The 19,332-nt window shown below is 67.7% G+C and carries 18 protein-coding genes; 9 read left to right on the top strand and 9 right to left on the bottom strand.

Annotated elements, in window-relative coordinates:
• The first annotated feature begins 193 nt into the window (after nt 1-193).
• From frmR to ROV93_RS20435, 5 genes are all read left to right on the top strand, one after another.
• Entirely contained in the window at nt 194-469 is a 276-nt protein-coding gene (gene frmR / locus ROV93_RS20455) for a formaldehyde-responsive transcriptional repressor FrmR (RefSeq protein ID WP_005411009.1), read from the top strand.
• Nucleotides 470-533: 64 nt separating this feature from the next.
• On the top strand, nt 534-1,643 hold the full coding sequence (locus ROV93_RS20450; RefSeq protein ID WP_061479597.1) for an S-(hydroxymethyl)glutathione dehydrogenase/class III alcohol dehydrogenase: 1,110 nt from the start codon (nt 534-536) through the stop codon (nt 1,641-1,643).
• Nucleotides 1,644-1,651: 8 nt separating this feature from the next.
• Complete coding sequence (locus tag ROV93_RS20445) at nt 1,652-1,999, top strand: YqcC family protein (protein ID WP_072167620.1); 348 nt, start codon at nt 1,652-1,654, stop codon at nt 1,997-1,999.
• A gap of 22 nt (nt 2,000-2,021) precedes the next feature.
• Nucleotides 2,022-2,852: an S-formylglutathione hydrolase gene (fghA, locus tag ROV93_RS20440; RefSeq protein WP_072167619.1), complete on the top strand. Its 831-nt coding sequence runs from the start codon at nt 2,022-2,024 to the stop codon at nt 2,850-2,852.
• A gap of 111 nt (nt 2,853-2,963) precedes the next feature.
• Nucleotides 2,964-4,409 (top strand): GGDEF domain-containing protein, encoded by a 1,446-nt coding sequence (locus ROV93_RS20435; protein WP_072167618.1) that lies wholly within the window; start codon nt 2,964-2,966, stop codon nt 4,407-4,409.
• A gap of 114 nt (nt 4,410-4,523) precedes the next feature.
• On the opposite strand, the gene ROV93_RS20430 is transcribed toward ROV93_RS20435, so the two are convergent.
• From ROV93_RS20430 to ROV93_RS20410, 5 genes are all read right to left on the bottom strand, one after another.
• A complete protein-coding gene (locus ROV93_RS20430; RefSeq protein ID WP_006469105.1) occupies nt 4,524-4,862 on the bottom strand; it encodes a hypothetical protein in 339 nt (112 codons plus the stop codon).
• Nucleotides 4,863-4,939: 77 nt separating this feature from the next.
• The gene (locus tag ROV93_RS20425; protein WP_072167617.1) at nt 4,940-5,881 is read right to left on the bottom strand and encodes a DegV family protein; all 942 of its coding nucleotides are present in this window, start codon (nt 5,879-5,881) and stop codon (nt 4,940-4,942) included.
• 95 nt (nt 5,882-5,976) lie between these two features.
• Nucleotides 5,977-6,609, bottom strand: coding sequence for a 2-hydroxychromene-2-carboxylate isomerase (locus tag ROV93_RS20420; protein WP_061479593.1), 633 nt, complete (start codon nt 6,607-6,609; stop codon nt 5,977-5,979).
• Nucleotides 6,610-6,632: 23 nt separating this feature from the next.
• The gene (locus tag ROV93_RS20415; protein ID WP_072167616.1) at nt 6,633-7,895 is read right to left on the bottom strand and encodes an amidohydrolase family protein; all 1,263 of its coding nucleotides are present in this window, start codon (nt 7,893-7,895) and stop codon (nt 6,633-6,635) included.
• A complete protein-coding gene (locus ROV93_RS20410; RefSeq protein ID WP_072167615.1) occupies nt 7,895-9,304 on the bottom strand; it encodes an amidohydrolase in 1,410 nt (469 codons plus the stop codon). Before ROV93_RS20410 ends, ROV93_RS20415 begins: the two co-directional genes overlap by 1 nt.
• A 249-nt stretch (nt 9,305-9,553) precedes the next feature.
• Between ROV93_RS20410 and ROV93_RS20405 the strand changes: the two genes are divergently transcribed.
• The 3 genes from ROV93_RS20405 to ROV93_RS20395 all read left to right on the top strand — a co-directional run bounded on the left by ROV93_RS20405 (nt 9,554) and on the right by ROV93_RS20395 (nt 14,632).
• Entirely contained in the window at nt 9,554-13,147 is a 3,594-nt protein-coding gene (locus tag ROV93_RS20405) for an autotransporter serine protease (protein ID WP_072167614.1), read from the top strand.
• Nucleotides 13,148-13,272: 125 nt separating this feature from the next.
• Entirely contained in the window at nt 13,273-14,049 is a 777-nt protein-coding gene (locus ROV93_RS20400) for an AMP nucleosidase (RefSeq protein WP_049415280.1), read from the top strand.
• Between the two features lie 43 nt (nt 14,050-14,092).
• Entirely contained in the window at nt 14,093-14,632 is a 540-nt protein-coding gene (locus ROV93_RS20395; protein WP_005419210.1) for a DUF924 family protein, read from the top strand.
• A 120-nt stretch (nt 14,633-14,752) separates the two neighbouring features.
• Here ROV93_RS20395 and grxD read toward each other — a convergent pair whose 3' ends face one another.
• A complete protein-coding gene (grxD, locus tag ROV93_RS20390) occupies nt 14,753-15,679 on the bottom strand; it encodes a Grx4 family monothiol glutaredoxin (protein WP_032956577.1) in 927 nt (308 codons plus the stop codon).
• A 59-nt stretch (nt 15,680-15,738) separates the two neighbouring features.
• On the opposite strand from grxD, the gene ROV93_RS20385 reads away from it, so the two are divergent.
• Nucleotides 15,739-16,518: a polysaccharide deacetylase family protein gene (locus tag ROV93_RS20385; RefSeq protein ID WP_072167613.1), complete on the top strand. Its 780-nt coding sequence runs from the start codon at nt 15,739-15,741 to the stop codon at nt 16,516-16,518.
• 124 nt (nt 16,519-16,642) lie between these two features.
• Here ROV93_RS20385 and ROV93_RS20380 read toward each other — a convergent pair whose 3' ends face one another.
• The 3 genes from ROV93_RS20380 to ROV93_RS20370 are packed head-to-tail and all read right to left on the bottom strand — an operon-like array spanning nt 16,643 to nt 19,262.
• Nucleotides 16,643-17,362 (bottom strand): class I SAM-dependent methyltransferase, encoded by a 720-nt coding sequence (locus ROV93_RS20380; RefSeq protein ID WP_072167611.1) that lies wholly within the window; start codon nt 17,360-17,362, stop codon nt 16,643-16,645.
• A 4-nt stretch (nt 17,363-17,366) separates the two neighbouring features.
• Nucleotides 17,367-17,984, bottom strand: coding sequence for an SGNH/GDSL hydrolase family protein (locus tag ROV93_RS20375; RefSeq protein ID WP_065196456.1), 618 nt, complete (start codon nt 17,982-17,984; stop codon nt 17,367-17,369).
• Between the two features lie 3 nt (nt 17,985-17,987).
• Nucleotides 17,988-19,262 carry a pyridoxal phosphate-dependent aminotransferase gene (locus ROV93_RS20370; protein ID WP_072167610.1) on the bottom strand — a complete coding sequence of 425 codons (1,275 nt, stop codon included), beginning with the start codon at nt 19,260-19,262 and terminating at the stop codon, nt 17,988-17,990.
• Nucleotides 19,263-19,332: the final 70 nt, after the last annotated feature.

Below are 19,332 nucleotides of genomic sequence, written 5' to 3'. Positions count from 1 at the left end.
TCGAACGACCAGATGGCATGGGCCGGCGGCAGCTGGGCCAGCTCGCGGCGGATGACGTGCATCTAGGACAGTGCGGTGGCTGCATCTGGTTTCTGCAGGCACCCGGCGTAGAGCTGCCAAGCAGCCTATTGCGTCAACCCTTCTGCTTTTTGCGTATATACTATCCCCCAGTATAGTTCCGAGCTGGCCCGCCATGCCGCACTCCCCCGAAGAGAAGAAGAAGGTCCTGGCCCGCGTGCGCCGCATTCGCGGCCAGTGCGATGCGCTGGACCGCGCGCTGGAAGCCGGCGCCGACTGCGGGCCGGTGCTGCAGCAGATCGCCGCCATCCGTGGCGCGGTCAACGGCCTGATGTCCGAGGTGATGGAGGCCCATCTGCGCGAGGAATTCGGCCAGCCCGCCGCCTCCGACGAACAACGCGCCGAACGCGTGCGCGACATGAGCGCGTTGATCCGCTCGTACCTGAAATAACGACGGCGCGACGTCGCGCCGCTCACGCTGTATCCCATTTCCGCCTGATCCTGGAGAAGCCATCATGAAGTCCCGTGCCGCCGTCGCCTTTGGTCCCGGCCAGCCGCTGCAGATCGTCGAGATCGACGTCGCCCCGCCGAAGAAGGGCGAAGTGCTGGTGAAGATTACCCACACCGGTGTCTGCCACACCGACGCGTTCACCCTGTCCGGCGATGACCCGGAAGGCCTGTTCCCGGTGGTGCTGGGCCATGAAGGCGCCGGCATCGTGGTGGAAGTGGGCGAGGGCGTGACCAGCGTCAAGCCGGGCGACCACGTGATTCCGCTGTATACCGCCGAGTGCGGCGAGTGCCTGTTCTGCAAGAGCGGCAAGACCAACCTGTGCGTATCGGTGCGTGCCACCCAGGGCAAGGGCGTGATGCCCGACGGCACCAGCCGCTTCAGCTACAACGGCGAGCCGCTGTACCACTACATGGGCTGCTCGACCTTCAGCGAGTACACCGTTGTGGCCGAAGTCTCGCTGGCGAAGATCAACCCGGACGCCAACCCGGAGCACGTCTGCCTGCTCGGCTGTGGCGTCACCACTGGCATCGGCGCGGTGCACAACACCGCCAAGGTGCAGGAAGGCGACAGCGTGGCGGTGTTCGGCCTGGGGGGCATCGGCCTGGCGGTGATCCAGGGTGCGCGCCAGGCCAAGGCCGGCCGCATCATCGCGGTGGACACCAATCCGTCCAAGTTCGAACTGGCGCGCGAATTCGGCGCCACCGACTGCATCAACCCGAAGGACTTCGACAAGCCGATCCAGCAGGTCATCGTGGAAATGACCACCTGGGGTGTGGACCACAGCTTCGAGTGCATCGGCAACGTCAACGTGATGCGCGCGGCGCTGGAATGCGCGCACCGTGGCTGGGGCCAGAGCGTGGTGATCGGCGTGGCCGGTGCCGGGCAGGAGATCTCCACCCGCCCGTTCCAGCTCGTAACCGGCCGCAAGTGGATGGGCACTGCCTTCGGTGGCGTGAAGGGCCGCAGCCAGCTGCCGGGCATGGTCGAGGACGCGATGAAGGGCGACATCGAACTGGCCCCGTTCGTTACCCATACCATGGACCTGGACAGGATCAACGACGCCTTCGACCTGATGCATGAAGGCAAGTCGATCCGTTCGGTGGTCCACTACTGAGGCGCGTCATGGGCTGGCTGGATGCCCTTCGCAGGCCGCGTGCGGAAGATCCGCGCGCGGCCCTGGTCGACCCGATCGAGCAGGCGTTGCGTGCGCTAGGCTGGGTCGACGGCGAGGTGGGGCCACCGCGTGCGGTGACTTCGGCCTTCGGCAGCGACGATGGCATGCCGTTCGAGCACTGGCTTGCGCAGGTATTCCTGCCGCGCCTGCACGAAGCCCGCGCTGACGGCCAATGGCCACCGCGCAGCGACGTGGCGGTGGCGGCGTACCGCAATCTGGATGGCCAGCCTGGCGTCGAATCGCTTCTGCGCCTGCTGTCGCAGCTGGATGAGTTGATCAACACACGTGACGGCTGACGCCGCCGCGCAGGAGAGCACCATGGAATGCATTGAACACCGCGCCTGTTTCGGCGGCTGGCAGGACGTCTACCGGCACCATTCCACCACGCTGGGCTGCGACATGCAGTTCGCCGTGTACCTGCCGCCGCAGGCGGAAACGCAGAAGCTGCCGGTGCTGTATTGGCTGAGCGGCCTGACCTGCACCGAGCAGAATTTCATCACCAAGGCCGGCGCGCAGCGCTATGCGGTCGAGCACGGTGTGATCATCGTCGCGCCGGATACCAGCCCGCGCGGTGATGACGTGGCCGATGCCGAAGGCTACGACCTGGGCAAGGGGGCAGGCTTCTACCTCAATGCCACCCGTGCTCCGTGGGCGAAGCACTACCGCATGCACGACTACGTGGCGCAGGAACTGCCGGCGCTGATCGAGGCGAACTTCGCGGTGACCGATGCACGCGCGATCAGCGGCCATTCGATGGGCGGCCATGGTGCGCTGGTGATCGCGCTGCGCAACCCGGGGCGCTACCGCAGTGTGTCGGCGTTCTCGCCGATCGTCGCGCCCAGCCACGTACCGTGGGGGCAGAAGGCGTTCACGGCTTATCTGGGCGACAACCCAGCCGACTGGGCGCAGTGGGACGCGTGTGCGTTGCTGGCGACGGCCAGCGAGCGCCTGCCGTTGCTGGTCGACCAGGGCGAGGCGGACGAGTTCCTGCAGACCCAGCTGCAGCCGCAGCGCCTGCAGCAGGCCTGCGGCGCAGCCGGCCATCCGCTGACCCTGCGCCTGCAGCCGGGCTACGACCACAGCTACTATTTCATCGCCAGCTTCATCGGCGAGCACGTCGCCCACCACGCCCGCGCCCTGCACGCCTGAGGGCTTTCCGGTAGTGCACGCGGAGTGTCGTTTTGCCGCAGTGGATCACGCCGCTGTGGCGTGCCGGCGCGCTATCGTGCGCTCAGACGGCCTTGCGGATCGGGGGGATGCATGCCGGTAGTGCTGGCGCTGCTGTACGTGCTCTGCCATGGGCTGGCCGTGGCGTTCTGGCCGAGCCCGGCGGGCGTGGGTTCTTTCCTGTTCCTGACCGGCGCACCGCTGCTGGCCGCCGCCGCGTGCCTGCTGCGGGCGCAACGTGACCGCGCCGCTCTGGGCTGGCGTTCTACCGCGATGGCACTGCTGCTGTGGGCCGGTGGCATGACGTTCAACATGGTGGATGCGCTGGGTGCCGGCCGGGCTGACTTCACCCCACGCGTCAGCCTGTTGTTGTACGTGCTGTATGGCGTGCCGCTGGTGTTTATCCTGGCCCGGGCACGCCGCGAGCGCCCGAGCATCAGCCTGATCGACGCGGCGATGGCGGCGCTGCTGGGTGTGCTGTTCTTCGTGCACACCGCATCGTTCGCCGCCCGTGTCGAGGTCGACGCCCATGCCATGTCCAACATGCAGCGCATGTTCGACATCCAGAACCTGTGTATCGCCGCGTTCGCCGTGGTGCGATGGCTGGCCGGCGACGTGCCCGAACGGCGCAGGTTCTTCCGTGCACTGGCGCTGTACGCACTGGCCTATCTGCTGGTGGCCTACTACATCAACCACTACACCTCCGATGATGCATTCGGTGCGTTCAACGACCTGCTGATCGACGTCCCTTTTCTGCTGATCGCCTGCATGGCGCTGGACACGGCGCCGGACACAGGCACCACGGCACACCCGCGGCTGGCGAGGACGGTGCAGGCCGCCGGTCCGATCATCCTGCCGTTGCTGCTGCTGGTGGTCGGCACGCTGGTGGTCGATCATGCGCGGCCGTTGGCCGTCGCGGGCTTCGTCGTAGCCACCCTTGGTTTCGGCCTGCGCAGCGTCCTGCTGCAGACCGATCTGCTGGAGCGTCAGGCGGCGCTGGATCAACTGGCGCGGCAGGATGGCCTCACCGGCGTGGCCAATCGCCGCGAGTTCGACGCGCGGCTGACCTCCGAGTGGAATCGCGCGCGGCGCAGCGGCACCGAGCTGGGCCTGCTGCTGGTGGATATCGACCACTTCAAGGCCTTCAACGACCGGCACGGCCATCCGGCCGGTGATCGTTGCCTGCAGGCGGTGGCCGGGGTGCTGAAGGGCGTCGCGGGTCGCGGCGGTGACAGCGTTGCGCGTTATGGCGGTGAAGAATTCGCTGTCATCGTGCCTGGAAGCCCACTGTCGGGCGTGCTGGCGCTGGCCGAGCGCCTGCGCGAAGCGGTCGAAGCGCTGCCATTGCCGGAAGGCCCGGTCAGCATCAGCGTCGGCGTGGGCTACCTGCACCCACCGGCGCTGGCCAGTGCCGACCAGCTGCTGGCCGATGCCGATGCCGGCCTGTATGCCGCAAAGCGTGCCGGCCGCAACCGGGTGGTCCTGCATGCGCGCGTGCTGGATGACGAGGGCAACGCGCACGGCACCATGGACTGTTGAGCGGACCAGCCCATGGCGTGCCGCCCGTCCAGGGACATCGCACTGGGTAGTGCCGGCCGCTGGCCGGCATCTCCTCGGTTGCCGGCCAGCGGCCGGCCCTACCACGGCGTGGCCTCAACGCACGTCGCGCAGTTCCCAGTGGTGGCCGGCCAGCAGGCGCAGGCGCTGCTTGAACACGTCACTGTCGATACGGGTGGTGGCGACCAGGTTGATGCGCAGGTCCTTCTGCTCGCCAGTCACGGTGGCGTCCGGATCGGTCACGCCCCACTGCGGTTCCACCGCATCCGGGTCGGGTTGCTTGGCTTTCCAGCGCTCGAACAGCGTGCCGCTGCGCAGGGCGTCCTGCAGCTCTTCGGCGAACCCGGCGGCGCCCTGCGAATGGAAGGACAGGTCAGGGTCGTTGCCGCGGGCTTTGGACGGGTCGGGCAGGCTGATGTGGTACTGCGCGGGCATGAAGTTCTCCTTGAAGTGCGGCAAGACTGGCACAACCGCGGTGGAATCGATGTGCAGATTCCAGCCACGGTCGGCCTTCATTCAAACCGATGTGGCCCATCGGCGAAACCCACCGTGACCGCGCCCTTGCCGACATTGACCATGCCGGTCAGGCTCATCACCGATTCGTACACGGTCACTCCATGGCCGGCGCAGACCTCTTTCAGCTGTGCGTAGCCGGGCAGGGCACGCAGCTCGTCCAGTTCTCCGCCGTAGCTGACGCACACCGTCGGCGTCATCAGCCCCGCACGTACGCGCTGGCCGACCACCGCGAACAGCTTCTGCACGGCGCTGTCGAAGCCCTTGATCTTGGCGACCGGCCCGGTTTCGCCGCGGTAGCCGTGCAGCACCGGCTTGATGTCCAGTGCGCTGCCCAGCGCCGCACTGAGCAGGCCGACGCTGCGGTCGCCCTTGTGCCGGGCGCGCGCACGCATGTAGTACAGATCACGGGTGACCATGTAGCCGTGCACGTTGCCGGCCAGTTCTTCCAGCCGCTCGCGGATCTGCTGCACGCTGGCGCCACTGTCACGCAGGCGAACCGCCTCCACCGCAGTCACCGCCTGCGCGGCGAACAGGTTCTGGGTATCTAGCACGCGCAGCGCGAACGGCGAGTTGTAGCCCGCCGCCTGCCGCACCGGTTTGTAGTCGTTGAGGATGGCGAAGCTGGCCTGCAGCGCATTGTCGTGGATCGGGCTGCGGGTCTTGGTGATGGTCATGCAGAACACGTGGTCGTAATCGATCACCAGCTGCTGCAGGAACAGGTCGCGGATCTGGTTGACACTGAAGGGGATGGTCTCCGCCTCGGCACCGTACTCGGCCACGTGTGCATGCAGGAAACTCAGCGTGGCCTGCTCATCGCGATGATCAGCCAGCACGGCTTCGCCGATGCGGACGGTGATCGGCAGCAGCACGATGTTGTGCTCGGCAATGAAGTCCTGCGGCAGGTCGCAGGCCGAGTCGACGACGATTCCGATGCGCATCCGCGGCTCCCCCTCCAGGGCGGTTGTAGGTTCGGAAACGTGAAATCTATCTCAAATTCCGGCGTGGCGCGCGAGGGAAACGCGCCAGGCCCTGTTCAGCGACTGCGCTGCACGGCCACCGGAAGTTCGGCCAGGCGCTGCCATTCGGGCTGCTGCAGCAGGGCGGGATCGGCCAGCACGGCGGCCATCAACGGATGGGCGTCGTTGCCCCAGAACAGTTCGTCATCGATGGCCAGGGTCGGTACGCCGAACACGCCGGCAGCAATGGCGGCCTCGGTGTTCCTCCGCAGCTGCTCCTTGACCGCGGGGGCCGCGATGGCGCTGGCGACATCCTCGATCCCCAGCCGCGCAGCCGGTTCGCGCAGGGCCTCGGCGCTATCGGCGGCATTGCCGTCGCGCCAGATCCAGTCGAACAGCACGTCCACCGCCTGCACGCTGCCACCGGCGGCCAGGCACAGCCGCAGGGCAGACAACGGGTTGAACGGGTGGCCCGGCGGGAACCGCAGCGGTGTTCCTTCGGCCTGCGCAGTCCACAGCAGCTGGCGGTACATGAAGCGGCGCTTGGCCGGAATCTCGGCCGGCCCGAGGTTGCCCAGGTGATGCAGCACGGCACCGAAGGCGATCGGCACGGTCTGGATCTGTGCGAACTGGGGTAGCTGCTTCAGCTTCTGCCAATGCAGGTAGGAATAGGGCGAGACGAAGTCGAAGTACCAGCGCAGGGTGGCCATGCAGGTTTCCTTGGATAACGAGGTCAGGGCTGCGCGTTGCGCTGCAGGTAGCGGTCGCGCAGTTCGGTCTGGCGCGAGCGCATCGGCATCGCCCGGCCGCCCAGCCAGACCTGTTCGGCATAGTGCGCCACGTCCAGCGGGTCGCCCTCCCACAGCACCAGGTCGGCACGCTTGCCCGGCTCGATGCTGCCGATCTGGTCGGCCACGCCGAACGCCTGCGCCGGCACCCGGGTCAGGCCGGCCAGGCCGTCGGCCCAGGGCAAACCGTTGGCCACGGCATTGCCGGCCAGCTGGCGCATCTTGCGGGCGTTGTGCGAGGCGTCGCCACGCTGCACGAACGAGACCGCCACGCCGGAACGTTGCAGGCGTGCCGCATTTTCCAGCGTGGCGCCGATCTGGTCGAAGCTGGCCGGCAGGTTGGACAACACATCGACGAACACCGGTACCTGTGCGGCGGCCAGCTCCGGCGCCAGCTGCCAGGCTTCGCTGCCACCGGCGATGGCGATCTTCACCTTTTCGCGGGCGGCCCAGCGCAGCAGCTGGCGAATGTCCGCAGCGCGGTCCACCTCCACCACGATGCGGCCGTGCCCGGCCAGGTAGCGGCTGAGCGTGCGGCGCCCGGCCGGCGTCAGCAGCGCGTGCGGTGAGTCCGCGGCAACCTGGCCACGCGCCTCGTCCACCATCTGCTGCAACAGCATCCATTGCGCGGCACGCGACTGCCCGGTCAGCTCCACTGCGGCCGACCCCAGGCGCAGGAACAGCGCGCGCGGCCCGAGGGGATCGGCGCTGCCGTCCAGCCGCATCACGCCACCCTGGCCTGCAACGAAGCCGCCACCGGTGGCCGCCCCCAGGGCGGTGAAGCCGATGCCGTCCAGGCGTGCCACCGGGATCAGCACCGAGGCCGGGTTGTACGCCAGGGTGACATCGAACTCGGGGCGCAACGGTTGTTCGCCGATCTTCAACGTGCTGTCGACCGTGCTCGCTTCACCGGAGACCTCTTCGATGCCGATCTCGGTGATGCCCCCGAACAGCGCCGGTGTCAGCGGACGGCCATCGGCCTCGACCACGCTGGCCCCGGCCGGGGCGGACAGCCCGCTGCCGACGGCGCGGATGATCCCGCCCTGCACCAGCACATCGGCGTGCTGCAGGCTGCCGCGCGCGCTGGCCGTATGTACGGTCGCGTTGCGCACCAGCAGGTCCTGCGCCTGCACGGATGCGGAGAGGCAGGCCAGCACCATGACCGTAGCGCCGAGCAATGCCCGGCGACGCTTGTTCAACGCGCCCATCAGTGCACCTCCTGGCCAAGCTGGAAGTCGGAACGTGGCGTGGCCGCAGGTGCGCTGCGGTCGTACAGGCGGCGGCCGTCGATGAAGACCTGCTCGGCCAGCGCGTACGAGCTGAAGGGGTTGCCGTTCCACACCACCACGTCGGCCATCTTGCCGGCCTCCAGGGTGCCGGTCTGGCCTTCAATCCCCAGCGCCCTGGCGGCGTTGGCGGTCATCCAGGTGATGGCGTGTTCGGGGGGGATCTCCGGCATGCGTGCGCGGCGCGCGGCGGCGATCACCTTGGCCGCTTCCTGGTTCAGGCGCTGGATGCCTTCGGGGGAGTCGGAATGGACGATGGCGCAGCTGTTCTTCGGCCGATCGACCAGTGCGATGTTCTCCGGAATGCCGTCGAAGGCTTCCATCTTGAAGCCCCACCAGTCGGCCCACAGCGCGCCGCAGACGCCGTCGGCGGCCAGCCGGTCGGCCAGCTTGTAGGCCTCCACGCCGTGGTGGAAGGCGGCCACCTTGAAGCCGAATTCCTTGGCCAGGTCGAGCATGGTGGCCATCTCGTCGGCGCGGTAGCAATGGATATGCACGCGGATGTCGCCCTCGATCGCACCGGCCAGCGTGTCCAGCTTGAGATCGCGCTTGCCGCCAGCATCACCGGCGCTGTCGCCCTTGTCGCTGCCGAACCAGCCCTTGCGCTTGGCCGGCTTCGGTTTGTTCTTGGCGATGTAGTCGGCGGCATCGATGAAGGCGGCGCGGTAACCGGCAACGTTGCCCATCCGCGTGGCCGGAGCGACGCCCTTGCCTCCGCCGTAGACCCGCTTCGGGTTCTCGCCGCAGGCCATTTTCAGCCCCCACGGCGCGCCGGGGAACTTCATCGCCTGGTAGGTGATGGCGGGGACGTTCTTCAGGGTCACACCACGACCACCGACCAGGTTGGCCGAGCCCGGCAGCACCTGCATGCTGGTCACGCCGCCGGCCAGTGCGGTGGCGAAACCCGGGTCCTGCGGCCACACCGAGTGCTCAGCCCAGACGTTGGCGGTGACCGGCGCGGTCATCTCGTTGCCGTCGCTGTGCGCGCCGACGCCCGGGCTGGGGTACACGCCCAGGTGCGAGTGCACGTCGATCAGGCCCGGTGTGACCCACTTGCCCTGCGCATCGATGCGGGTGACACCAGCATCGGCCTGCAACTGGCGGCCGACGGCAACGATGCGGCCCTCGCGCAGCAGCACGTCGGCGTTGTCCAGGCGCTGGCCGGTGCCGGTCAGCACGGTCGCGTTCTGGATCAGCACCGGTGCATCGGGGGGTGCCTGGTAGGTGCTGGGGTAGGGATCGGCGACGAAGCGCGAGGCGCCCACCGCCGGTGCCGTGCTCAATGAAAGCAGCGCCAGTGCCACCCCGGTGCGCAACAACGTCGATGCCATGCAGTTCCCCTCACCAGAAACATGAATCCACGGACGCTAGCCGGGGCCGATGTGGCTTGCCAAGTGACCTTGGACAGGGGCGTGGGGGGGGGGTAGGAATTTTCTGATGGAGGATTTGTGAAGGAAATATTAACGTTGGATGAAGCGATGGGCTGATTACGTCTTGCGCTGACCTGTATCACCAGCTTACGCACCTGCTCCAACGACGGAGCCGGGCCCGTACCTTTCATGGAATCAAGGACGCAACCGATGACTGCTGCAAAGCTCCGCCGTTCGACCGTTTCGCGCCGTTCCTTCCTGCCCTCGCCGCTGGCGTCGGCCATTGTCGGTTCCTTGCTGGTGGCCACCGCACTACCGGTCCTGGCCCAGGACAGTGACGACGCCCTGGCCCGTTACCAGCTGCAGCGCAGCCTGCAGTCGGCGTTCGCCGCGCAAAGCGGGGTGAGCGCCTCCGCTCCCGCGATGATCGCTCCCTCGGTAGCGATTCCGGTGGCGGCGCTGGCTCCCAGCGCCGGTGCTTCCGCGAAGCCGGTCATGGGCAAGCCCGGCGACGCAGCGAGCTGGCGTACCAGTGAATTCGAACTCGACTGGGGCCTGGCTGCGATCAATGCCGACGTGGCCTATGCGCGCGGGCTGACCGGTGCGGGCATCCGCCTGGGCGTATTCGACAGTGGCACGGGTCTGGACCATCCGGAATTCGCCGGCAAGGACAACCGCAGCATCCGCATCGCCGATCTGATGGCTGACGGCACGCGCTGCACCAACACCACCGCAGTGCGTGGGCCGGCGGCCTGCTTCGCCAGTGATGGCGATGACGTCCAGATCAGCTATGTCGGGTACAACGCCAACGTGCCCGACAACATCCGCAGGATCATCGAGTCGGGCCCCTATGTGCAGCCGGGGATGCAGTTCGAGATCCATGGCACGCACGTTGCTGGCACCATCGCGGCGAACCGGGACGGAAGCGGCATGCACGGTGTGTCCTTCGGTTCGGACCTGACCGTTGGCCGGCTGTTCTCCGACAGCATCCGCGAGTGGCAGCGCACGGCGACTGGCTACTCGGTCGTGACACTGGGCGCGATCGGCCCGAAAGTCAGCGCCTTCCAGGACCTGTATGCCCAGATGAACGCGCAGGGCGTGCGTGCCATCAACCATAGCTGGGGCCTGGTCACGGAACCGACGACAGCGACGGACATGGACGCGATCTACAACGACCCGGACGACCGCCAGTACCTGAACACCTTTGCCGACGGATCGCGTGCGCGCGGGATGATCCAGGTGTGGGCGGCCGGCAATACCAGTTCGGTCATTCCGGCGCCTGCGCAGAGCCCCATCGCCGGCCTCTACGCCACGCTGCCGCGCGCATTCGCCGACATCGAGCCGTACTGGTTGAGCGTGGTCAACGTCGGTACCAATCTGACCCTGAGCAATCGTTCCAACAAGTGCGGCCTGAGTGCCAACTGGTGCCTTGCCGCACCGGGTTCGGACATCGTATCGACCGCCTATGGTGATGATTCCAGCCTGGCCGGCAGCGTCGGCATCGACGCCAACGGCAACGTCAGCCTGGACATCCAGCAGCGCGTGCCTACCTATGGCTATGCGCTGCTGAGTGGAACCTCCATGGCCGCGCCCCACGTCACCGGCGCGCTGGGCCTGCTGTTTGAACGCTTCCCCTATCTGGACAGCGCTCAGGTGCGCGATGTGCTGCTGACCACGACCACCGATCTGGGCGCGCCCGGCATCGACGACATCTACGGTTGGGGCCTGTTGAACCTGGCCAAGGCCATCGAGGGTTACGGTTCGCTGCGCGTCGACACCGACGTGGTGATGAACCAGCGTGCCGGTGGCCTGAAAGTGTGGGAAGGCGATGCCTGGGACAACTGGACCAACGACATCGGCGGCCCCGGCAAGCTGACCAAGAGCGGCATCGGCTGGCTGCGCTTGAGCGGCGACAACAGCTTCAACGGTGCGCTGGTGCGCGAGGGCGTGCTTGAACTGGATGGTGTCAATACGCTCACCGGAGCGGTGGACGTGGCCGGCGGCAGCTTCCTGCTCAATGGCACATTGAAGAACACTGCGCTGAACAGCCAGGGGGGCTCCAGCCACATCAACGCACGCGGTGTGCTGGATGGCTCCGACCTGAACGTCAACGGTGGCGTGGTCATCTTCGACGGCGTGCAGCGCGGCGCCCAGACCTCGGTGGCCGCGCAGGGGACGTTCGAATTGAACGGAAGGCTGGAAAACAGCGCGTTGACCAGCCTGGGCAACAGCCGTGTGAATGCAGGCGGGTTACTCGCAGGCTCCGACCTGACCGTCAACGGTGGCGTGCTGTCGTTCAACGGCACGCAGACCGGTGGTCACACCCTCGTTGGCCGCAACGGCACACTGAAGGGCATCGGCCAGCTGGGCGATACCACCGTGGCCGGTATCGTTGCACCGGGCAACTCGATCGGCACGCTGACCATCAACGGCGACTACGTGCAGACCGCCACCGGTGTGTACCAGGCCGAGCTGGCCCCGGGCGGGCACAGTGACCAGTTGCGCGTCACCGGTACCGCCACCCTGGGCGGCACCCTGATCGCCCTGCCGGAAGCGGGCACCTATTACCTGGGTGAGCAGTTCAACTTCATCCGTGCCGACGGCGGAATCCGTGGCCAGTTCGCCACCACCGACTTCAGTGCGTTCTCGCCGTTCCTGAAATTCGGGCTGTCCTATGGCACCGGTGGCGCGCGCATTGAAGTCACCCGTGGCAATCCGCTCGCCAGTGCCGCCAGTACCGACAACCAGCGCGCGGTGGCCACTGTGGCCGACCGGCTGGCGGTCAACCAGGGCCTGCCGCGCCCACTGACCCTGCTGTTCCCTCAACAGGTAGGCGCTGCACTGGACGGCCTCAGCGGCGAGCTGCATGCGGCCACCGCGATGGCCCTGGTCGAGGGCAGCCGCTACGTGCGTGATGCCGCACTGTCGCGCCGCGTCGGTGTACGCGCGCCGGGAGCAGACGACGCCGCCGCCGCGGGGGTCTGGGTACAGGCCATCGGTGGCAGCACCACGCTGGACGGCAATGGCAACACCGCACGCACCGAAGCCAACAGCAGCGGCCTGCTGGCAGGCGTGGACCGCGAGATCAACGGCTGGCAGGTGGGCATGCTGGCCGGTACCGGCCGTACCGATGCCAAGCAGCAGGAAGGACGCCGTGCGCGTGCCAAGGTCGACAATACGCACCTGGGGGCCTATGCCAGTCACGACTGGGGCGCCTTCGGCCTGCGGGGTGGCCTGGCCTGGAGCGAGCATGAGGTGAAGAGCACCCGTGAGCTGGCCTTCTCCGGTTACAGCGATACGCTGGCGGCACGCTATGACGGCCGCACCCGCCAGGCGTTCGTCGAGGCAAGCTATCGCTTCGGCGGCCGCGAGGCGGGGCTGGAACCTTACCTGCAGCTCGCACGTGTGGAAGTGGACATGAAGCGCGTCAACGAGCGCGGCGGTGCGGCTGCACTGCAGGGTGAGGTGGACGATCTGCGTACCACCGTGGCCACGGCCGGCCTGCGTTTTGACAAGGGCCTGAAGGCTTCGTTCCAGCAGGACAGCTGGCTGCACCTGCGCGGTGGCGTCGGGTACCGCCATGCCAGCGGGGATCGCGACCCGGCGGCCCGCTTCGCCTTTGCCACCGGCAGCGACAGCTTCGTGGTCAGCGGTGCCCCGATGGCTGACAGGACGGTGGTGGCCGAACTGGGGCTGTCGGCATGGTTGACCGCACGCCAGCAGCTGGAGCTGGGCTATAGCGGCCAGTATGGCGACGAAAGCCGTGACCACAGTGCCAACCTGCGCTGGTCGGTGCGCTTCTAAGCCGCCGGTGACCGCAGGGAAACCAGGAGGGCGGCCGCAGGGCCGCCCTTCTTCGTTGCCGGCCCAGGTGTGGGTTGGCCCGTGCACGCCTACAATGGCGGCCCCCACGCCGTACCGGACCGCCCATGAAGAGCAAGCAGGAAATCGTCGACAACTGGCTGCCGCGCTACACCGGCGTGCCGCTGGACCAGTTCGGCCAGCACATCCTGCTGACCAACTTCGGCGGCTACCTGCACACCTTTTCCGAGCTGACCGGTGCGCCCATCATCGGCCTGGACCGGCCGATGGCCAGTGCCACCATCGACGGCATCACCATGATCAACTTCGGCATGGGCAGCCCCAATGCCGCGATCATCATGGACCTGCTGTCGGCAGTGATGCCCAAGGCGGTACTGTTCCTGGGCAAGTGCGGTGGCCTCAAGCGCAAGAACCAGCTGGGTGACCTGGTGCTGCCGATCGCGGCGATCCGCGGCGAAGGTACGTCGGGCGACTACCTGCCGCCGGAAGTGCCAGCCTTGCCGGCGTTTGCGCTGCAGCGTGCAGTCTCGACCATGATCCGCGACCTCGGCCACGACTACTGGACCGGCACCGTCTACACCACCAACCGCCGGGTCTGGGAGCACGACGAGGCCTTCAAGGAGCGGCTGCGGGCGATGCGCTGCATGGCCATCGACATGGAAACCGCCACCGTGTTCGCGGCCGGTTTCGCCAACCACATTCCCAGTGGCGCGCTGCTGCTGGTCTCGGACCAGCCGATGATCCCCGACGGGGTCAAGACCGAGGCTTCCGATGCCAAGGTCAGCTCCCAGTTCGTGGAAAACCATATCCAGATCGGTATCGAGGCGCTTAAGCTTATCCGGCGCAACGGCAAGTCGGTCCGCCACCTGCGCTTCGATGAATGATGATGACGGCCTGGCGCGGCGCGCCGGCCCTGGGGAGTAGGTGATGGACGTTGCCGCGCAAGTGGTGGATTTCTGGAAAGAAGCGGGCCCTGCGAAGTGGTTCGCCCGCGACGATGCGTTCGACGCGCAGTTCCGCCAGTTGTTCCTGGATGAGCATTTCGCCGCCGCTTCGCGTGGGCGTGAACACTGGCTGGGCAGTGCCGAGGGCGCACTGGCGCTGATGCTGCTGCTGGACCAGTTCCCGCGCAACTGCTTCCGCGGTACTGCCCATTCCTATGCCACCGATGGCCTGGCCCGGCACTACGCCATGCGCGCCATCGAGGAAGGCCTGGACCTGCAGCTGGTGCCGAAGCTGCGCGCCTTCATCTACCTGCCGTTCGAGCACTCCGAGGACCCGTTGGACCAGGACCGTTCGGTGGCGATGTTCGATGTGCTGGGCGACAAGGAATACCTGCAGTACGCCGAGCTGCACCGCGACATCATCCGCCGCTTCGGCCGTTTCCCGCACCGCAACGCAGTGCTGGGGCGCATTCCCTCGCCGGAGGAACTGGACTACCTGGCCGAAGGCGGTTTCGCCGGCTGAAAAAAGGGGACGGAGGGGATTAAGTCGTTTGTGGCATAAACGACTTAATCCCCTCCGTCCCCTTTTTTCGGGGGCCAGATCCGCTTTCCGCAGGAAAGGGCGCTGACCCCGCGCCGTCAATCAGTACTTCGGCACGCCGTTGTCGACGTCTTCCGACCAGGCGTTGATGCCGCCGGTCACGTTGAACACCTTGGTGAAACCCAGGGCGCGGAACTGCTCGGCGGCCTGCGCGCTGCGGCCACCGTGGTGGCACATGAAGGCCAGTGCAGTGTCCTTCGGCAGGGCTTCCAGCGCGGCACGGCCGTTGCCGTCGAAGGTCTTGAACGGCACGCCGACGGCGGCGATCTCACGTTCGTCGGCGGGGCGCACGTCGACCAGGGTGATGTTGCCGGCACGCACCAGGTCGTCGGCATCGCGCACGCTGATTTCCTGCACCGGCTTGGGCGCATTCGGGTTGTCGATGGCCAGGCCCTTGCCGCGGATGTCGTCCACCCAGTCGATGGTGATGCCGTTGGCGCGACGGGCACTGGCCAGGTCGAACTGCACGCGCAGGCCATTGGACTCGGCAGCGATGGCGCCTTCGTCGTGCGGGGCCAGCTGGAAGTTCGGCTGGAAACCGGCGTCGATGGACAGCTGCAGGGCCGCGCCCGGGGCATCGGCCAGCGCGCCCTTGAGCATTTCCACGGCGGCCGGGGTGACGGTGATGCTCGGCGGGGTACGGTCCGGCGCAGCCAGGCCCAGCACGCTGCTCAGCTCGCCGCTGGCGGCCATCTGCAGCACGATGTCGCTGCCGCCGACCAGTTCGCCGTCGATGTACAGCTGCGGGATGGTCGGCCAGTCGCCATAGGCCTTGATGCCTTCACGGATTTCCTGGTCGGCCAGCACGTTGACGTGGGCGAACTCGACACCCAGGTCCTGCAGGGCGCCCACGGCCTTGGCCGAGAAACCGCACTGCGGCATCGACGGCTGGCCCTTCATGAACAGCACGACGCGGTTGGCGTTGAGGATGGATTCGATGCGCGAACGCAGGGCGGGATCGAGGGACATGGACGTCGGGGTTCCGGGAATTCGAACCATCGATTCTACCCCTCATGGCATCATGGGGGATGAGCAACGCAGGAACATTGCATCGCATTCCGACCCGGCCCTGGCGCTGGCTGCCCTGGCTGGTGGCGTCGCAGCTGCTGGTGATCCTGGTCTGGGCCCTGGCGGGCTGGCACTGGGGGGCGCCGCTGATGGTGGCCAGCCACGCACTGTTTTTGGTGCCGGTGTTCCTGCCCAACAGTCGCTTCTATGCGCCGGTGCTGAGCCGGTTGCCGGATGCCGGCAACAGCGTCTGGTTGACCATTGATGACGGTCCTGGCCCGGAAACCCGTGCCGTGCTCGACCTGCTGGACCGCCACCAGGCCCATGCCACCTTTTTCCTGGTGGGCGAGCGCGCGCTGGCGCAGCCGGAACTGGTGCAGGAGATCCTGCGCCGCGGCCACGACCTGGGCAACCACAGCCACAGCCATCCGCAGGCGCGCTTCTGGCGGCTGGGCCCGGCGGCGATGCGCGCCGAGATCGAGGGCTGCCAGCACGCGCTGCAGGCGGTAAGCGGTCGCCCGGTGCGCTGGTACCGCTCGGTGGTGGGCATGACCAATCCGTTCGTGGCGCCGGTGCTGCAGCGGCTGGGCCTGGTCCGGGTCGGCTGGAGCGCGCGCGGCTTCGACGGCATCGGTTGCACGGCGCAGGGGGTGCTCGACCGCCTGCTGCCGGATCTGCGACCGGGGGCCATCGTGCTGCTGCATGAGGGGGCCGCCCACGGCCACAACCTGGCGATCATTGAGGGCGTGCTGAAGGCACTGGACGAGCGCGGGCTGAAAGCGCGGCTGCCGGTCCCGTAACGCCGGCCCTGGTGATGTAGAGCAGCCGGGCATGGGCTCGGCTCTACAAGGGGGCGCTACTGTAGCGCCCGAGCCGATGCTCGGGCGGCGGTGCGCAGCACCGGAAAAACGTCGCAGCGCAGCTCTACAGCGCGGGGCGTTGGGCCACCAGCAACCAGCTGTTGAATGGCGTGCGCCCATGCAGGGGACGCGGCGCCGTCACCTGCAATCCGGCCTCGGCCAGTGTCGCTTGCAGCACGTGCGGGTCGGGGTAGTGGCGCGGCCGCGTGCCCATCCAGCCGACCAGCCAGGCCAACCGGTCCGCCACCCGCGTGGTGCGGTCGCGACCATCGCCGGTGGCCAGTGGCGTGCGCAGCAGCAGGCGGCCACCGGCGGCCACCCGCGCGCTGGCCGCACGCAGCAGTGCCAGTTGTGGGCCCGCGTCCAGGTACTGCAACACATCCAGCAACAGGACGTGTCCGGGCTGCGCCGGCAGTGGCGCCTGAACGTCCAGGCAGTCGAAGCGCACAGCGTGCAGGCCGGTGGCGGCACGCTGGGCACGGGTGATCTTGCTGGCATCCACGTCCACGCCGAGGTAGGGGTGGGTGCCGCCGCGCTGGCGCAGCACATGGGCGAACAGCCCCAACCCGCAGCCCAGGTCCAGCACCGGCTGCCCGTCGTCGCGCAGATGCTGCAGCACGCCGTCATACAGAGGGTCGCTGCCGAGCTTGCCGCGGGTGTAGTAGTAGTCGCGACGGCTGCCCCAGGCCCGTGCCGGGCGGAACGCTTCGGCGATCGCGCGGGCCTGCGGGGCGGTCAGCGGTGTGCAGGGCAGGGGCGGGCCGTTCCGTGGCTTACCATCCATCGTATCAGTCCGTTCCACCGAGCAGGCGTGCGGCGACCGGCAGCGCGCGCGCGCTCCACAATGCGTACATCCGCGCCGACGGGTGCAGGCCGTCTTCGGCGATCATTGCCGGGTTGCCGCCCTGGTCACGGCTGATGTCGGTGATGTCGACGAAGGCCACGCCCTGCTGGGTGCTGATCACCTCGGCAGCTGCGTTGAACTCGTCGGTCTCGATCTCGATGGTGGCCAGGTCGCGGCCGCTGCCGGCACCGAACGGCGTCGCGCCCCAGTCGGGGAAGGACAGCACCAGCACGCGCCCGGGGCGGCCCCCGGCAAAGCCGATCGCCCGCTGCAGCAGGGCCTGGAACTGTACGCGGTACTCGTCCAGCGGCCGGCCGCGGTACTGGTTGTTGACGCCGATCAGCAGGCTGACGAAATCGAACGGGCCCTGGGGTGCAGCCGCATCGATGCCGGCGTCCAGCTCGTCGGTGGTCCAGCCGGTGGTGGCGATGGTCTGCGGGTCGGCCAGCGCCACATCCTGCGCACGCAGGGCGGCGGCCAGCTGGTGCGGCCAGCGGCCTTCGACGGCAACGGCTTCTCCGACGGTGTACGAGTCGCCCAGCGCCAGGTAGGACAGCGCCACCGCTCAGGCCACCGAACGGCGCGGCTTCAGCGGCACGACCTTGGTCGCGTCCTCGGCACGCCGGGCCAGCACGCGGTCGATGCGGGCGAACACATCGCGCATCACCGAGGCTTCCGGCAACAGGGTCACGCGGAAATGGTGGCGGTAGGGCACGTTGAAGCTGGAACCCGGTACCACCAGCACGCCTTCGTTGTTCATCAGGTCCAGCGCGAAGGTGTGGTCGTCAAAGCTCTTGGCAGCGGCACCGACTACGGCCGGGAACGCATACAGCGCACCGGCTGGCGCGACCAGCGACAGGTGCTCGCTGGCTTCGCAGGCGTCGATCACCGCGCGGCGGGTTTCATACAGGCGGCCGCCCGGGGTGCACAGTTCGGAGATGGTGTCCGGGCCGTTCACTGCGGCCTCGATGGCGTACTGGCCCGGCACGTTGGCGCACAGGCGCAGCGCGCCCAGCAGGTCCAGCGCGGCGCGGAAGTCGCCCAGGCGCGCGTCGTCGCCGCTGAGATGGGCCCAGCCCACGCGCCAGCCGCAGGCACGGTGCACCTTGCTCAGGCCGCTGAAGGTCAGGCACGGGTGGTCGCCGGCCAGCGGCGCGACCGGTTGGAACACCGCATCGTCGTACAGGATCTGGTCGTAGATCTCATCGACCAGCAGCAGCAGGTTGTGGCGGCGTGCGATCTCGACCACGCGCTCCAGCAGTTCGCGCGGGTAGCTGGCGCCGCTGGGGTTGTTCGGGTTGATCAGCACGATGGCGCGGGTGCGCGAGGACACCAGCGTCTCGATCTCGCTCGGGTCCGGCTGGAAGCCGTTCTCGGCGGCGCAGCGGTAGTACACCGGTCGGCCATCGTTGAGGATGGTGGAGGCCGACCACAGTGGGTAGTCCGGCGACGGCACCAGCACCTCATCGCCCGGATTGAGCAGTGCGCGCAGCGACAGGTCGATCAGCTCGCTGACACCGTTGCCGACGAACACGCGGTCCGGGTGTGCATCCGGTGCGCCGCGGCGGGCGTAGTAATCGGCGATGGCTTCACGCGCCACCGGCAGGCCCTGCTGGTGGGTGTACGGGTCGGTGCGGCCCATGTCGTCGGCGATTGCGCGCTGCAGATGCTCGGGTGCGCGGAAACCGAAGTTGCCCGGGTTGCCGATGTTGAGCTTGATCAGCTTGCGGCCCTGCGCCTCCAGCTCCCGCGCTCGCCGGGCCAGTTCTCCGCGGATTTCGTAGCGCACTTCGGAAAGGCGCTCGCGGATGGCCAGGGGCTTGGGCGAGATGGTGGACATGAGGCTGGGCCGTCAAAAGGCATGGGGATTCCATCCTACCGGAATTGCTGCAGTGCATGGCAATGGCTCC

Origin of the sequence: Stenotrophomonas maltophilia group sp. msm4 (genome assembly GCF_032025605.1) — a bacterium.
Taxonomy (GTDB): Bacteria; Pseudomonadota; Gammaproteobacteria; order Xanthomonadales; family Xanthomonadaceae; genus Stenotrophomonas; species Stenotrophomonas sepilia.
Note: the sequence above shows the minus strand (reverse complement) of the source record. Positions and strands in the feature narration are given on the sequence as shown.

Excerpts from the sequence above, each read along its gene's own strand:
- ROV93_RS20420 (WP_061479593.1), bottom strand. The coding sequence starts at position 6,609 with ATGGCCACCCTGCGCTGGTACTTCGACTTCGTCTCGCCCTATTCCTAC.
- ROV93_RS20395 (WP_005419210.1), top strand. The coding sequence starts at position 14,093 with ATGGACGTTGCCGCGCAAGTGGTGGATTTCTGGAAAGAAGCGGGCCCT.
- frmR (WP_005411009.1), top strand. The coding sequence starts at position 194 with ATGCCGCACTCCCCCGAAGAGAAGAAGAAGGTCCTGGCCCGCGTGCGC.
- ROV93_RS20430 (WP_006469105.1), bottom strand. The coding sequence starts at position 4,862 with ATGCCCGCGCAGTACCACATCAGCCTGCCCGACCCGTCCAAAGCCCGC.
- ROV93_RS20400 (WP_049415280.1), top strand. The coding sequence starts at position 13,273 with ATGAAGAGCAAGCAGGAAATCGTCGACAACTGGCTGCCGCGCTACACC.
- fghA (WP_072167619.1), top strand. The coding sequence starts at position 2,022 with ATGGAATGCATTGAACACCGCGCCTGTTTCGGCGGCTGGCAGGACGTC.
- ROV93_RS20450 (WP_061479597.1), top strand. The coding sequence starts at position 534 with ATGAAGTCCCGTGCCGCCGTCGCCTTTGGTCCCGGCCAGCCGCTGCAG.
- ROV93_RS20410 (WP_072167615.1), bottom strand. The coding sequence starts at position 9,304 with ATGGCATCGACGTTGTTGCGCACCGGGGTGGCACTGGCGCTGCTTTCA.
- ROV93_RS20405 (WP_072167614.1), top strand. The coding sequence starts at position 9,554 with ATGACTGCTGCAAAGCTCCGCCGTTCGACCGTTTCGCGCCGTTCCTTC.
- grxD (WP_032956577.1), bottom strand. The coding sequence starts at position 15,679 with ATGTCCCTCGATCCCGCCCTGCGTTCGCGCATCGAATCCATCCTCAAC.
- ROV93_RS20370 (WP_072167610.1), bottom strand. The coding sequence starts at position 19,262 with ATGTCCACCATCTCGCCCAAGCCCCTGGCCATCCGCGAGCGCCTTTCC.
- ROV93_RS20425 (WP_072167617.1), bottom strand. The coding sequence starts at position 5,881 with ATGCGCATCGGAATCGTCGTCGACTCGGCCTGCGACCTGCCGCAGGAC.
- ROV93_RS20435 (WP_072167618.1), top strand. The coding sequence starts at position 2,964 with ATGCCGGTAGTGCTGGCGCTGCTGTACGTGCTCTGCCATGGGCTGGCC.
- ROV93_RS20445 (WP_072167620.1), top strand. The coding sequence starts at position 1,652 with ATGGGCTGGCTGGATGCCCTTCGCAGGCCGCGTGCGGAAGATCCGCGC.
- ROV93_RS20380 (WP_072167611.1), bottom strand. The coding sequence starts at position 17,362 with ATGGATGGTAAGCCACGGAACGGCCCGCCCCTGCCCTGCACACCGCTG.
- ROV93_RS20385 (WP_072167613.1), top strand. The coding sequence starts at position 15,739 with ATGAGCAACGCAGGAACATTGCATCGCATTCCGACCCGGCCCTGGCGC.
- ROV93_RS20415 (WP_072167616.1), bottom strand. The coding sequence starts at position 7,895 with ATGGGCGCGTTGAACAAGCGTCGCCGGGCATTGCTCGGCGCTACGGTC.